Here is a 13,966-nt window from a genome sequence, read left to right as displayed (position 1 = left end):
TCGTGGCGGTCCGGGAGGACTGACGCCCCGTCACGGGCCGGTGCCGGACTCGCGGCCGAGCCACAGCTCCAGGCCGTCGAGCAGGCGCTCCAGCCCGAATGCGAAGCCCTCGTCCCAGATGGCCTCCGGGTCCATGGCCTCGACCCCGCTCTCCCGCCGCCACTGCGCATAACTGGGGTGGTCGGCGGCCACGCTGTCCAGATACGGCTCGAGCTGCTGCGCCATCTTCCGGACCGGCACGCCGGCCTGCCGGCTGCTGTTGGTCGCCGCCGCCACGGTCGTGGCCGAGCCGATGGCGTAGGACGACAGCAGCGAGCTCGCGTGCGAGAGATTCACGCCGGAGAAGCCGGCCGCGCTGAGCAGTGCCACGGTGCGGTCACCGATGCGCATCACGTTGGGGCCCAGGGTCGGCCGCATGCCCAGCTGGCCGATCACCCAGGGATGTCGCAGCAGCATCGCACGCATGCCGGTGACGAGGACGGACGCGCCGATCCGCCAGCCGGTGTCGCCGGCCTCGGGGACGTAGACCTCGGCCATCACCTCGTCGACGGCGAGCTCGAGCAGCTCGTCCTTGTTCGCGACGTACCAGTACAGCGACGTGGCGCCGGAGCCGAGCCGCGTGCCGAGCCGGCGCATGCTCAGCCCGGCCGCGCCCTCGGCGTCCAGCAGCTCGATGGCGGCGCGGACGATCTGTTCGCGACTGAGCGTGGGCTGCTCGCCGCGGGACCGGGGCGGGCGCAGCCACACGGAGCTGGCGTAGGGGTCCGACTGTTGTGGCACGGCTTCACTCTACCGCCCCTCGCACAGTGTTCGAGAGCGATGGTACGGTGTGCGAGATTGCTCGTACACCGTTCGATCGGAGAGCTCCGATGTCCGCTCCTCACCCGCGCCGGTGGCTGATCCTGGGCGTGCTCTGCCTGAGCCTGCTCGTGGTCGTCGTCGACAACATGGTGCTCAACATCGCCATCCCGTCGCTGATCCGCGACCTCGGCGCGAGCGCCTCCGACATCCAGTGGATCATCGATGCGTACATCCTGGTCTTCGCCGGTCTGCTCCTCACCGCCGGCAGCCTGTCCGACCGCCACGGCCGCCGGCGCGGCCTGGTCGTCGGGCTGATCGTGTTCGGCGGCGCGTCGGTGCTGGCCACGCTGTGCCAGACGCCCGGGCAGCTCATCGCGGTGCGCGGCCTGATGGGCGCCGGCGCCGCGTTCCTGATGCCCGGCACGCTGTCGATCCTGACGACGGTCTTCGACGAGGCCGAGCGGAAGAAGGCGATCGCCATCTGGAGTTCGGTGCTGATGGTCGGCGCGCTGGGCGGCCCGACCGCCGGCGGCCTGCTGCTGCAGCACTTCTGGTGGGGATCGGTGTTCCTGATGAACGTACCGATCGCGATCCTCGGCATCATCGCGGCACTCGCGATCATCCCGGAGTCGCGCGGATCGGCGAACCGGCCCGACCTCGTCGGCGCGGCGCTGTCGACCGTCGGCATGGCTGCCCTGGTGTGGGGCGTGATCGCCGCCGCCGCGGACGGCTGGGGCTCGCCGAAGACCGTGGGCGGGTTCGTCGTGGCGGTGGTCGTCCTCACCGCGTTCGCGCTGTGGGAGCGCCGGGTCGCCGAGCCCATGCTGCCCATGTCGCTGTTCCGCGACCGCAACTTCGGCGGGGCGAGCCTCTCGATCGTGCTGCTGTCGTTCTCCGCGGGCGGGGTCATGCTCGCGCTGACGCAGTACCTGCAGTTCGTGCTCGGGTACAGCCCGATGCGGGCCGGCCTGGCGTTCGTACCGATGCTGCTGACCGTGATCGTGTGCAACGGCGTCGGCGTCGTGGTCGACAAGCGGCTCGGCGCCCGCGCCGCGCTTACCATCGGGCTCCTGGTCATGGGGGCCGGCTTCGGGGTGCTCGCCTCGATCGGCCCCGCCGACGGCTACGCGAAGCTGGTCGTCGCGCTGGTCGTGATCGGGGCGGGCAGCGGCACGGCGGGCCCGGCCGCGTACGGCACCCTGCTCGCGGCGCTGCCGCCGGAGCGGGTCGGCGTCGGCTCGGCCGTCAACGACACCGTGCAGCAGGTCGGCGCGGCACTGAGCGTCGCGGTGCTCGGCAGCGTCCTGACCGCCGCCTACGGCGCGGCGGTGCCCGACGACGTCACCGGGCCGGCGCGGGACTCCATCGGCGACGCCATGCGGATCGCGGCCGCCACCGGCGACGGCAACCTGGCCCGCCTGGCGCAGCACGCCTTCGTCGAGGCCATGTCCACCACCGCGATCGTCGGCGTGATCGGCGGCATCGCGGCCGCCGCCGTCGCGGCCGCCGTGCTGCGCCCGAAGCCTGCCCCGGCCGCGGCGCCGGCCACGGGACCGGCATCGGCCGACGACGACGTGCCGGTGGCCGGGTAGCCCGCACACACGAACGGTCCCCGGCCGGGCGGCCGGGGACCGTTCGATGTCACGTGCCAGCGGTGAGCGCCCGGTCAGAGGGTGCTGCGGCGGCCACGGCCGGACAGTCCGGCCACAAGCGCGACGCCGACGGCCGCGAGCAGGACCTGGACCAGCAACTCGCCCCAGTCGACACCCGGGGTGTCGGTGGCGATGCCGATCGCGTTGGCCAGCACGGTCCCGAGCAGCGCGGCGATGATGCCGACAACCATGGTCAGCACGATCGAGATGTTCTGCCGGCCGGGAACCACCAGCCGACCGAGTGCGCCGACGATCAGACCGACGATCAGCGCCGTGATGATACCGGTGACGGTCACCGCTCCTCCTAAGCTCAACCCTGCAATTCCGGTCGATGCTTTGATGCCCGCAGCGGCCGCGCCCGAAACACGCACGCGGCGCACGCGGACCGGGTGCCGGCGACTGATCCGCGCTCACGGCGAGGCATGGCGCGCGGCCCACCTCGGGACCCAGGTCTTCGCCTCGTGGCGCCTGAACATTCTCGAGCGGATGTACATGCGGAGCGCGGCCAGGCCGGGATGGGGGTTGTCACGGCGCCAGATCAGGGAGTGCGGATAAACCGGCGTCGGGTCACGGACCGGGATACGGCGCAGGTCGTAGTGCGCCGGCCAGACGAGCCGGGTCAGCTCGCCGACGAGACTGGTCAGCGTCGAGGAGTCCGCGACCACGTCGAGCAGGTGGTCGGTGCCGAAGTTGGGGCCGATCGCCTCGATGGTCAGCCCGAACGCGGCGGCGAGGTCGTCGTAGTACGTGGCCCACTCGGTGCCGGGGACGATGCCGGGGATCCAGATCCGGTGCCCGGCAAGCTGGGCGGGCGCGACCGAGCGGGCCCCGGCCAGCCGGTGGCCCGGCCCGGTGAGCAGCTGATGCGGGTCGTCCAGGACGCGGGCGGTGCTGATGCCCTCCGGGAGCCGGCCGGCGGGCACCGGGACCGCGCGGAACGTGGCGTCGATCGTTCCGGACCGGACGGCGTCGATGGCCGCGTCGACGTCGCAGTCGGCGAGCGTCACGACGTCGAGCTCGGTCTCGGGGTGTGCGCGGTGGAAGTCGCGCACCAGCGCCGCCGGTCCGATCCGCAGGTTGAGCACGTCGACGCGGAGCGCGCGGCTGCCGGGGCGCACCGAGGTGACGGCACGCGCCTCCACCCTGAGCAGTTCGCGGGCGTGCGGCAGGAACGCCTGGCCGTCGACGGTGAGCTGGACGCCGCGAGCGGTGCGGGTGAACAGCCGCACGCCGAGGTCCTTCTCCAGGATGGCGATGCGCTTGGAGACGGCCTGCTGGCTGATGCCCAGCCCGGCCGCGGCCTCGCTGAAGTATCCGTCCTCCATGACGGCGACGAAGGCGCGGACCGCGCCGAGATCGAGGTCCACAGCTATCGGTTGTGACTCGGCGGCGTGTCGGTTGTTGGACAACCCTACCTGCTCTCGGATCGAATGCTCGGGTCGCAGGGCAGCCTACAACTGGAAGGCGTGGTTGTCGGTGAAGAGTTTCGTGCACCTCCACGTACACACCGAGTACAGCATGCTCGACGGGGCAGCCAAGATCGGTCTGCTCATGGACGAGGTGGCCCGCCAGGACATGCCGGCCGTGGCGATGAGCGACCACGGCAACGTGCACGGGGCGTACGAGTTCCACCAGGCGGCACGGAAGGCCGGGATCAGGCCGATCATCGGCATCGAGAGCTACGTGGCGCCCGCCTCGCGGCACCACCGCAGGCCGGTGTACTACAGCGACGATCTCACGTTGCGCCGCTCGGACGACGAGACCGGCGCGGGCGGTGACGTCTCCGGGCGGGGGCTGTTCACGCACCTGACGATGTGGGCGGCCGACGCCGGCGGCCTGCGCAACCTGTTCCGCCTGCAGTCCCGGGCGTGGCTGGAGGGGCACGTCCAGAAGTACCCGCGTATGGACGACGAACTGCTCGCCGAACACGGCCGGGGCATCATCGCCACGACCGGCTGCCCGTCCGGGGAGGTGCAGACACGGCTGCGGCTCGGCCAGTACGACCGGGCCGTGGCGGCCGCCGCGCGGTACCGCGACATCTTCGGCAGGGACAACTACTTCCTGGAGCTGATGGACCACGGCCTCGCCATCGAGCGGCGGGTCCGCGACGATCTCCTGCGGATCGGCCGGGACCTCGGCCTGCCGCCGCTGGCCACCAACGACGCGCACTACGTCACGGAGGACCGGGCGGCGGCGCACGACGCGCTGCTGTGCGTCGGCACCGGCACGCGGCTCGCCGACACCGACCGCTTCCGGTTCAGCGGCAGCGGCTACTACATCAAGTCCGCCGCGCAGATGCGGGCGCTCTGGGACGCCGAGGTGCCCGGCGCGTGCGACAACACGCTGCTCGTCGCCGAGCGGATCGGCGACTACGGCGAGGTGTTCGCCCACCGCGACCTGACGCCCCGCTTCCCCGTCCCCGAGGGCGAGAGCGAGTCCAGCTGGCTGCGCCGGGCGACCCTGGACGGAGCGCGCCGGCGGTACGGTGACCCGCCGCCGCGGGAGGTGCTCGACCGGATCGACTACGAGCTGTCGGTCATCGAGGCCATGGGCTTTCCCGGCTACTTCCTGGTGGTCGCCGACATCTGCCGGCACGCCCGCGAGCACGGCATCGGCCTCGGCCCCGGCCGCGGCTCGGCCACCGGCTCGATCGTCGCCTACTGCACGGGCATCACCCAGCTCGACCCGATCGAGCACAAGCTGATCTTCGAACGCTTCCTCAACCCCGAGCGCATCACCATGCCGGACGTCGACCTCGACTTCGACGACCGGCGGCGCGACGAGATGATCGACTACGTCACGCGAACGTACGGCGACGACCGGGTCTGCCAGATCGTCACGTTCGGCACCATCAAGGCCAAGGCCGCCGTCAAGGACTCATGCCGTGTGCTGGGCCTGCCGTACGCGCTCGGCGACCGGATCACCAAGGCGTTCCCGGCGGCGGTCGGCGGCAAGGAGATCCCGCTCGCCGCCATCCACGACAAGGACCATCCGCGCCACGGCGAGGCCGCCGAACTGCGCCGGATGTACGAGGACGACGCCGACGTGCGACGGGTCATCGACACCGCGACCGGCATCGAGGGCCTGACCCGCGGCACCGGCATCCACGCCGCGGGCGTGATCCTGTCCAGCGAGCCCCTGATCGACGTCATACCGCTGGTCAGGCCCAAGGCCGACGGCCCGGTCCTCACCGGCTTCCCCTTCACCCAGGCCGAGGACATGGGCCTGCTGAAGATGGACTTCCTCGGCCTGCGCAACCTCACCGTCATCGGCGACGCGATCGCCAACGTCCGCGCGAACAAGGGCGTCGACATCAACATCCTCGACGTCCCCCTCGACGACGCCACGACCTACGAACTGCTGGCACGCGGCGACACGCTCGGGGTCTTCCAGCTCGACGGCGGCGGCATGCGGGTCCTGCTGCGGCTCATGCAGCCCACGACGTTCACCGACATCGCCGCGGTCAACGCGCTCTACCGGCCCGGCCCGATGGAGATGAACGCCCACACGAACTACGCCCTGCGCAAGACCGGCAAGCAGCCGGTCGAGCCGATCCACCCCGAGCTCGCGGACGTCCTCGAGCCGATCCTGGGCGACACCTACCACCTGGTCGTCTTCCAGGAGCAGGTCATGGCCATCGCCCAGCAGCTCGCCGGATACTCCCTCGGCGCCGCCGACATGCTGCGCCGCGCCATGGGCAAGAAGAAGAAAGAGGTCCTGGACGCCGAATGGGACCGCTTCCGCACGGGCATGACCGAGCGCGGCTACTCCACCGAGGCGATCAAGGCCGTCTGGGACGTGCTGGTGCCGTTCAGCGGCTACGGGTTCAACAAGTCGCACACGGCCGGCTACGGCCTGGTCTCGTACTGGACCGCGTACCTCAAGGCCAACCACCCCAGCGAATACCTGGCGGCGCTGCTCAGCTCCGTGGGCGACGACAAGGACAGGATGGCCGTCTACCTGTCGGACTGCCGGCGGCTGGGGGTCAGGGTGCTGCCGCCGGACGTCAACGCCAGCCGGCTGGACTTCGCCGCCGTCGGCTCGGACATCCGCTTCGGGCTGGGCGCCGTGCGCAACGTCGGCGCCGGGGTCGTCGACGCCGTCATCGCCGCCCGGGAGGCCGGCGGCCCGTACACCGACTTCAACGACTTCCTCACCAGGGTCCCGTCCGTGGTCTGCAACAAGCGCGTCATCGAGTCGCTGGCCAAGGCCGGCGCGTTCGACAGCCTGGGGCACCACCGCAGAGCCCTGGTCGCGGTCCACGAGCAGGCCGTCGACGCGGTCGCCGGCCTCAAGCGGAACGAGGCCCACGGCCAGGACTCGCTCTTCGGCGGGCCGGGCCGGCACGACGCGTTCGCGATCGCGATCCCCACAGGCGAGTGGGACCGGGCCACGCTGCTCACCTTCGAGCGGGAGATGCTCGGCCTGTACGTCTCCAGCCACCCGCTCGACGGCGTCGAACCCGTCCTGGAGGCCAACCGCGACACCACCGTCGCCGACCTCCTGGCCTCCGGGCGGCAGGACGGTACGGCCCGGATCAGCGGCATCGTCTCCGGCCTGCAACGCAAGGTCACCAAACAGGGCAACCCGTGGGCGATCGTCACCCTCGAGGACCACGACGCCGCCGTGGAGTGCCTCGTCTTCCCCAAGACCTACGCCCTCCACGGCGAACTGCTGGCCCAGGACCGGGTGATCGCGGTGCGGGGGCGCGTCAACGTGCGCGACGAGACGACGAGCCTCTACGTCGAGGACGTCACCCTCCTCGACGTCTCCCGGGCCGGGACCGAGCCCGCCGTGGTGATCTCGATGCACGAGGCGCAGGTGAGCCCGCGGCTCGTCCACGAGCTCAAGCGGGTCCTCACCAGCCATCCCGGCCGGTCGCCCGTGCACGTCCGCCTGGACCGGCACGGCAGCGGAAGCGTGCTGCTGCACCTCAAGCCGTTTCGGGTCAACCCGGAGCCGGCGTTCTACGGCGACGTCAAGGCACTGCTCGGCGCGGACGCGGTCGCCCGCGCATGACCGGCGACCGGCCGTGCCACCGCTGCGGCACCGACAGCGTCGTCGCCGTCCTGCGCCTGCCCCACACCTGGACGAACGCTGCGGGCGACCCGGTCCCGGTCATCCGGGAGGTCCACCTGTGCGCGCACTGCGACGCCGGCGACATCGCCCGGCTCACGCGGGCGTTGCTGCCCTGGCTCGACCGGGCGCGACCGCCGGAGCCGGACGAGCGGGCATGGCAGGCCGACGTCGACGCCTGGCATCGCGGCGACCTCTGAGCGCCCGGCGGAATCGTCGTACCCGTCGAGGCGGTGGTCGCCGACCCCGACATGCTGGCCGGCCGTCCGGCGCGATGTTCGGGGCCCGGCGGACGCCGGCCGGACAGCCGGCCCTGGAGCCTCACCGGCGCGGGAGCGCGTTGTGCAGCCGGATGCCGCTGAAACCGACGGTGCTGGCGACGACCGCGTCCCAGAACGGCCACAGGTTCGGCAGCAGGCGCAGCTGGATGCCGGCCTCGGCGTGGAGCTGGAGCAGGTCGCCGACCGGCTCGGGCGGGCCCAGCGGGGTCACCGGTGCCGTCGCGACGTGGGCGTGCGACTCGGGACCGCCGCCGCCGAAGGGGACGAACCGGTCGGCGGGCAGCCGGTAGGCATACAGGCGCACGGTGCGCATGGCCTCCAGCCAGCCGAACTCTATGGCGTGGACCCGGTCGCCGCACCCGGCGCCGATGATGCGCTCGCGGTCCTCGCCGGTGGTGGTCTCCGTCACCCACGCCATGCCGCGCGGGCACTGCCGCGGGAACCAGTAGTCGGGCGCCCGCGTGTGGTCGACGGCCCAGACGTAGGCCTCCGGTTGCTGCGCGGTTGCGGCCACGTGCGGCACGAAACGCGTGATCGTCGGGTCCTCGGAGAAGTGCAGCACCTGGCCGGGTTCCGGTCGCATCCGACATGCATACCCGACGGACCGCCGCCGTGGCGGGCACAATGGACATATGCCGTTGCCGCTGCCCCGCCCCTCCGCCGTCGTCGATCTCGCCTTCGCCGCCGGGAAGGCGGCCGGGAGAGCCGTCGACGCCGCCGGCAAGGCGGCCGGAATGGCCGTCGACGCCGCCGGCAAGGCCGCCGAGACGGCCGTCGGCACGGCCGCCGTCGTGGTCGCGCTGCCGGGCCGGGTCCTGCGGCTCGTCGACGGGGCCGAGGTGCTGATGGCCCGCGCCACCGCCGCCCTCGACGCGGCTGAGCAGGCCGTCGCGGACGCCCGGGCCCTGACCGCCACGGCCGCCGACCTCGTCGATCAGGTCCGCACCGTCACCGGCACAGCCGCGGGCATCGTGGACGACGCCCGCACGATCACCACCACAGCCGGCGGCATCGTCGAGGACGCCCGCACGCTCACCGCCGCCTCCGCCGGTGTCGTCGAGGAGGCCCGCACCATCACCACGACGGCTGCCGGCATCGTGGACGAGGCGGCGCAGGCGTCGGCGGCGGCCGCCGCGGTCGTCACGCAGGCGGCACGGACCGCCGGCACGGCCGATGAGCTGCTGAGCGCCTACGAGCCAGGGCTGCGCCGGTTCGTCGACAACCTGTCGCCCGAGGAGATCGACGCCGCGATCCGGATGATCGACGAGCTGCCCAAGCTCGCCCACCATCTCAACACCGACGTCATGCCGATCCTGGCCACGCTCGACCGGGTCGGGCCGGACATCCACGAATTGCTCGGCGTGACCCGCGACCTGCGCCAGGCCATCGTAGGCATCCCGGGCTTCGCGATGCTGCGCCGCCGCGGCTCGGCCGGCGAAAGCTAGTGCGGTGTCCACTAACGTTCGCCGGGTTGAGCCGTGACGATTTTGTCGTACGTGTGTGCTAGAACATTGGTGTGCCTCGATGTCGAGAACCGGACGCGCCGCGGGTGGTGTACCGCACCGCCAGGGTTGGCTTGCGGCTGACCCGAGCCCAGCGGAAGCGGTGTTACGGGCTGTTACGTTCGGCCGGTGACGTGTGGGCGTGCGTGCTGGAACTCAACGGGCGGCGCCGGCAGCGTGGCGATGTGCCGTTGGTGTCGTCTCAGGCGCTGTGCCGGGAGTTGGCGGCGTCCGGTCCGGGCACGTTCGGTGACCTGGACACGACTGGGGCGCGATCGGTGCTGCGCCGTTTCTCCGACGCCTGGTTCGGCACCGTGTCGCCGGGGTCGACCTCGGTGTCATCCACCCCTACGCGGTGGCCGGCCCGGACGGGCACGGGCTGCTGGTGTCCGGGCGGGCGATCCGCGCTGAGCACCGCATGCACCTGGCCGACACCAAAACCCGCCGCCGCGCCACCGCCGCCCACGCCCCCAGGCCCGGCCGGCGCGGCTCCCGGCGGTGGCGCAAGACCCGCCGCCGCGCCCGGCTCGTCGAAGCCCGCCACCGCCGCCGAATCCGCCAAGCCGGGCACGAGGCCGCGAAGACCGTGATCGGGTGGGCGGTGCAGCACCGGGTCGGAACCCTGACCGTCGGCGACCCGCGCGGCGTCCTCAACCTGGATGCGGGGCGGCGGCACAACCTGCGGCTACGGCAGTGGCAGATCGGCCGGGCCATCGCGATCCTGCGGGACAAGGCCGAACTGGCCGGCATCGTCCTGCATCTGGTCGACGAGCGTGGTACCTCCTCCACCTGTCCCGCCTGCCGCCAGCGCGTCCGCAAACCCGCCGGGCGGACGATGACCTGCGGCTTCTGTAACCTTTCCGGGCACCGTGACCTGTTCGCGGCCGCCACCATCGCCACCCGCACCCCGACCGGGGCAGGCGGCGGCACCGCCACCACGACAGCAGCAGTGTTGCCGTGTGTGGTCACGCACCGTCGAGCGGGACGGCACCTCCCCGGTGCCGGACCGTCCCGGCGTGACCCCCGCCGACCACATCGGCAAGCAGGGTCCGTTGGCCGGCTGAGGCCCGCCCCACCACCACCCGAAACGGTGATGGCGGTGGGGAGTCGCTCGACCGCACCCGCGGGCGAGGAACCACAAACACCACCACGACCCGGTCAACGTTTGTGGTCACAGCACTAGAGAGATCGCACCGCCCGCAACGCCTCGATCCCCGACGATCCACCCGGGCCGGCGGCAGTCGCCACCTCACCTCTTCGTTGTCCGGCGACCCCTGACCCCGCATACTTGCGGCCATGTCACACCGGGAGCGCCTGGAGCTCGCCGGCCGGCACGTGGTCACCCTCACCTGGACCGGCGGCGACTTCCCGTGGGTGCACGGCAGCTGGGAGCCGGGCCCCGGCTTCCCGCTCCTGGAGGCGTTCCTGCGACCGTCCACCGTGGACGGCCGGCTCCATCTGGACGACAACACCCTCGCGGCGGAGCACCCGCCACAAGAATGGCTGCTGACCGCCGAGGGCGAGGAGCCGGTCTTCCTGCACACGCTCGTGCTCTCCCCCGGCGGTCACGCAGCGTGGCGGTTCGGCCCGGATCCGTCGGACGTCGGCTGACCCCTGACACGGCCCGGGCCGGTGACGGCTACCGCGCGGCCCGGCACCTGGCCGGGTAGCGGCAGACGTCAGGACCAGCGGCGCAGGGCGGCGGCGATCTGGGCGACGGCGACCGGTGCGGCGTCGAAGCGGGCGAGCTTGCGCGGGAAGTTGTGCACCATGCCCTGAAACCGTGTGGACACGACGGGCACGCCCGCGTTCATCAGCGCCGCCGCATACCGCTCGCCCTCCGGGCACAGCACGTCGAGCTCCGCGGTGATGACGACGGCGGGCGGCAGGCCGGTGAGGTCGGCGCGGAGCGGGTCGAGGTCGGGGGTGGCCCGGTCGGTGCCGGGCGGCGCGTAGGCGTCCCAGAAGAACCGCATCTCGTCGCGGTGCAGGCCGTAGCCGTCGAGGTCCGGGTAGGCCATGGCCGGGTCGATGACCGGGCAGATGAGGACCTGCGCGACGAGGGGCCGGCCGGCGTCGCGGGCGCGGCGGGCGGTGACGGCCGCGAGGTGGCCGCCGGCCGAGTCACCGGCGACGCCGACGCGGGACGGGTCCAGGCCGTCGGGGTGGGTGTGCACCCAGTCGAGGGCCTTGGCCAGGTCGTCGAGCGCCGCCGGGAACGGGTGCTCGGGCGCGCGGCGGTAGTCGACCGCGAGGACCGCCCAGCCGGTCTGCGCGGCGAGTTCCCGGCAGAATCCGTCGTGCGTGTCGAGGTCACCGAGCACCCAGCCGCCGCCGTGGGCGTAGAGCAGGACGGGCCGGGCGCCGGCCGTACCGTCGCGGAACAGGCGTGCCGGAACACCGCCCGCGTCGACGTCGGTCACACTGCTGATCTCCCGCCCGGGACCGACTTCGTCGGGGACCGCGTCGACCATGCTGCGGCGGACGGCGGCGAGGTTGTCGAGCGCCAGCGGCTCGCGCTTCTGAACACCGAGGGCGGCGCGGGCCTGCGGGTGCAGCCGGGAGGGTTCCATACGCCCGAGTATCCCGTAGCGTGGGAACGTAACCGCACCGATGCAGGTGCTGCCCGAGGGCTGGAACCGCTGCCTCGCGGTGGCCGCCCACCCAGACGACCTGGACGCCGCGCGTGACGCCGGCAACCGCTGGATCTTCCCGGAGCCGGCCGACGAGGGCCTGGAGTCGTGGAACGGCGTGCGGTTCGTCTGCTTCGCCGGTGCCGACCGGTCGACCCACGGCGTGGACGTCACCGGCGAGCCGCTGCAGGCGGGCATCCGCTCGCTGGCAGCGCATGCGGAATACACGAAGGGGCCCGGCGCCGGCGGCCCCGAGCCGGGACCGTTCCTGACCTGGATGGCCAAGTTGGGCGGCCCGGCCATCGGCGTCGAGGCAGCGGTGCTGTTCGACGTCTCCATGCTCCGCTTCGAGGGCCCGCCGCCGTGGGAGCCGACCGGCTGACCGGCACCTGCCCCGGTTCGCGAGCACCAGCACGGCCCGCGCCCGGCCTGACCCGGGTTGCTTGATCATCGGAAACATCTGGCTGTCCAGGCAGCCCGAAGTTCCCTTGATCTACGAACCGCAGCCGCACCACCCGGCCGCGCTCAACCTGTCGGCGCGACCGGTGGACGGTGGCAGGGATGGCGAGCGGTCAGACCAGGCGGCGGATCTCGCCGTGCGTGCGGTAGAAGCCGCCGCGGGTGGCCTCGCGGATGCCGGTCACGACGTAGCGGGCGCTGGGCTCGCGGATGCCCTTCGGGAACTGGACCTGCCAGTCGTTGTGGTAGCCGGGGCTGACGACGCGGATCCGCAGCCGGCCGCCCTGCTCGACGCACTCGACGATGACACCGTCGGCCGGGTCGGAGATGACCTCGACCGTCGTGGACGGGGCGACGGCGTCCATCCTCGGCGCCTTCACGTCGACGTATTCCGGCACGACGCCCTGCTCGGCCGCCCGCACCGCGCTCTCGCTGGCGTCGATGCAGGCCAGCGACCCGTCGGTGGTGACGATGTAGAGCTTCTCGTTGTGGTACTGCATCGAGTAGGCACTGCCGCAACCGGTGCCGAGCTTCCACAGCCGGTTGCCCGCGGCGTCGAAGCAGTAGACCGACGAGCGGTAGTCGCCGGCGAAGACGTAGCGGCCGTCGGGCGAGGTCGCGTTGGAGAAGATGGTGTTGTCGCAGCGGTAGGTCACGCCCGTCGAACCGTCCTTGCCGAAGGACAGCACCGAGTTGGACGACATGCCGGCGTAGAGCATGTTGCCCTCCTGCCAGCCGAACAGAACCGCGCCCTGGGTCGACTGATACCACCGCTCGGCGCCGGTGCGCCAGTCATAGCTGGTGACGCCCTTGCTGTGGCCGTGGTGCACCGCGTTGGCGTCGCAGCGGACCATCCAGCCGCTGGCGCCCTTGCTCTTCTTGCGCCACAGGAACTCGTCCTCGTGGTCGATGGCGCAGACGCCGCCCTTGTCGTCGGAGACGCCGAGGATGCCGTCGTGGATGTCGAGCCAGTAGATGTCGATGTCGGGGGCGATCGCGTAGGCCAGCCGCGGCACCTTGCCGGACAGGTCGTAGACGTTGCCGTCGTCGCAGCCGGCGTAGATCCACGCGTCGTCGGCGACGATGCACTTGACCCCGTCGGGCAGCTGGAACTGCCGCTCGACCGTGGCGTCGTGGCGCAGCACGGTGATCGTGCCCTTCTCGTTGCCGACCATGCACACGTCGTCGTCGATGAAGATGCCGAAGGCGGGAGCGCCCGACCGGTATTTCCACAGCACCGGCGCCGTCTTGGCCGTCGACTGCTGGCTGACGATCTGCCGCCGGGTCACCGAGCGCGGCGCCCGCTGGCCGGGCACGGCGGGCGCGTAGCCCTTGCGGACCTTCTCCCCGATCTTCTTCGCCGCCTCCGTCTGCGCCTTCGAGGAGTCGTTGTAGGTGGTCTTCTTGACCTGGCCGGTGTCGCCGATCCGCCCGTATCGGACCGTCATCTCGGTGCCGTCGACGGTGACCTCGTAGAACTTGTGCGCGGTGCCGGTGTCCTCGGACAGCTCGAGATAGGTCGTCTGGGCCATCGATGAAGTGCCTTCCAGGTGAGGGGGTCG

General features: G+C 71.9%; 14 protein-coding genes. 7 read left to right on the top strand and 7 right to left on the bottom strand.

Going from position 1 to position 13,966, the window contains the following annotated elements:
• Positions 1–30: 30 nt before the first annotated feature.
• Positions 31–780: a TetR/AcrR family transcriptional regulator gene (locus Dfulv_RS19335; RefSeq protein WP_259865403.1), complete on the bottom strand. Its 750-nt coding sequence runs from the start codon at positions 778–780 to the stop codon at positions 31–33.
• A gap of 89 nt (positions 781–869) precedes the next feature.
• Between Dfulv_RS19335 and Dfulv_RS19330 the strand changes: the two genes are divergently transcribed.
• A complete protein-coding gene (locus Dfulv_RS19330; RefSeq protein ID WP_259865402.1) occupies positions 870–2,393 on the top strand; it encodes an MFS transporter in 1,524 nt (507 codons plus the stop codon).
• A 74-nt stretch (positions 2,394–2,467) separates the two neighbouring features.
• On the opposite strand, the gene Dfulv_RS19325 is transcribed toward Dfulv_RS19330, so the two are convergent.
• Both Dfulv_RS19325 and Dfulv_RS19320 read right to left on the bottom strand, forming a co-directional pair.
• Positions 2,468–2,749, bottom strand: coding sequence for a GlsB/YeaQ/YmgE family stress response membrane protein (locus tag Dfulv_RS19325; RefSeq protein ID WP_259865401.1), 282 nt, complete (start codon positions 2,747–2,749; stop codon positions 2,468–2,470).
• A gap of 114 nt (positions 2,750–2,863) precedes the next feature.
• On the bottom strand, positions 2,864–3,820 hold the full coding sequence (locus tag Dfulv_RS19320) for a LysR family transcriptional regulator (RefSeq protein ID WP_259865398.1): 957 nt from the start codon (positions 3,818–3,820) through the stop codon (positions 2,864–2,866).
• Positions 3,821–3,971: 151 nt separating this feature from the next.
• Between Dfulv_RS19320 and dnaE the strand changes: the two genes are divergently transcribed.
• Positions 3,972–7,472 (top strand): DNA polymerase III subunit alpha, encoded by a 3,501-nt coding sequence (gene dnaE / locus Dfulv_RS19315; protein WP_259867768.1) that lies wholly within the window; start codon positions 3,972–3,974, stop codon positions 7,470–7,472.
• On the top strand, positions 7,469–7,729 hold the full coding sequence (locus Dfulv_RS19310) for a DUF6300 family protein (RefSeq protein WP_259865394.1): 261 nt from the start codon (positions 7,469–7,471) through the stop codon (positions 7,727–7,729). The genes dnaE and Dfulv_RS19310 overlap by 4 nt, the downstream gene beginning before the upstream one ends.
• Positions 7,730–7,850: 121 nt before the next feature.
• Here the strand turns inward: Dfulv_RS19310 and Dfulv_RS19305 are convergent, their stop codons facing one another.
• On the bottom strand, positions 7,851–8,393 hold the full coding sequence (locus Dfulv_RS19305; RefSeq protein ID WP_259865392.1) for a DUF6886 family protein: 543 nt from the start codon (positions 8,391–8,393) through the stop codon (positions 7,851–7,853).
• 49 nt (positions 8,394–8,442) lie between these two features.
• Between Dfulv_RS19305 and Dfulv_RS19300 the strand changes: the two genes are divergently transcribed.
• Positions 8,443–9,255, top strand: coding sequence for a hypothetical protein (locus Dfulv_RS19300; RefSeq protein ID WP_259865391.1), 813 nt, complete (start codon positions 8,443–8,445; stop codon positions 9,253–9,255).
• Between the two features lie 259 nt (positions 9,256–9,514).
• Here the strand turns inward: Dfulv_RS19300 and Dfulv_RS19295 are convergent, their stop codons facing one another.
• Complete coding sequence (locus Dfulv_RS19295) at positions 9,515–9,658, bottom strand: hypothetical protein (RefSeq protein ID WP_259865390.1); 144 nt, start codon at positions 9,656–9,658, stop codon at positions 9,515–9,517.
• A gap of 9 nt (positions 9,659–9,667) precedes the next feature.
• Between Dfulv_RS19295 and Dfulv_RS19290 the strand changes: the two genes are divergently transcribed.
• Together Dfulv_RS19290 and Dfulv_RS19285 are read left to right on the top strand one after the other, a co-directional pair.
• Complete coding sequence (locus Dfulv_RS19290) at positions 9,668–10,495, top strand: zinc ribbon domain-containing protein (RefSeq protein ID WP_259865389.1); 828 nt, start codon at positions 9,668–9,670, stop codon at positions 10,493–10,495.
• A gap of 113 nt (positions 10,496–10,608) precedes the next feature.
• Positions 10,609–10,923 (top strand): hypothetical protein, encoded by a 315-nt coding sequence (locus Dfulv_RS19285; protein ID WP_259865388.1) that lies wholly within the window; start codon positions 10,609–10,611, stop codon positions 10,921–10,923.
• Positions 10,924–10,991: 68 nt separating this feature from the next.
• On the opposite strand, the gene Dfulv_RS19280 is transcribed toward Dfulv_RS19285, so the two are convergent.
• A complete protein-coding gene (locus Dfulv_RS19280) occupies positions 10,992–11,885 on the bottom strand; it encodes an alpha/beta hydrolase (RefSeq protein WP_259865387.1) in 894 nt (297 codons plus the stop codon).
• A 40-nt stretch (positions 11,886–11,925) separates the two neighbouring features.
• Between Dfulv_RS19280 and Dfulv_RS19275 the strand changes: the two genes are divergently transcribed.
• Positions 11,926–12,327, top strand: a complete 402-nt coding sequence (locus tag Dfulv_RS19275; RefSeq protein ID WP_259865386.1) for a hypothetical protein — start codon at positions 11,926–11,928, stop codon at positions 12,325–12,327.
• A gap of 190 nt (positions 12,328–12,517) precedes the next feature.
• Here Dfulv_RS19275 and Dfulv_RS19270 read toward each other — a convergent pair whose 3' ends face one another.
• Positions 12,518–13,936, bottom strand: coding sequence for a WGR domain-containing protein (locus Dfulv_RS19270; protein WP_259865384.1), 1,419 nt, complete (start codon positions 13,934–13,936; stop codon positions 12,518–12,520).
• Positions 13,937–13,966 lie beyond the last annotated feature (30 nt).

This window comes from Dactylosporangium fulvum (assembly GCF_025137375.1).
Classification (GTDB): Bacteria; Actinomycetota; Actinomycetes; order Mycobacteriales; family Micromonosporaceae; genus Dactylosporangium; species Dactylosporangium fulvum.
This window is presented reverse-complemented; position numbering and strand designations above follow the sequence as displayed.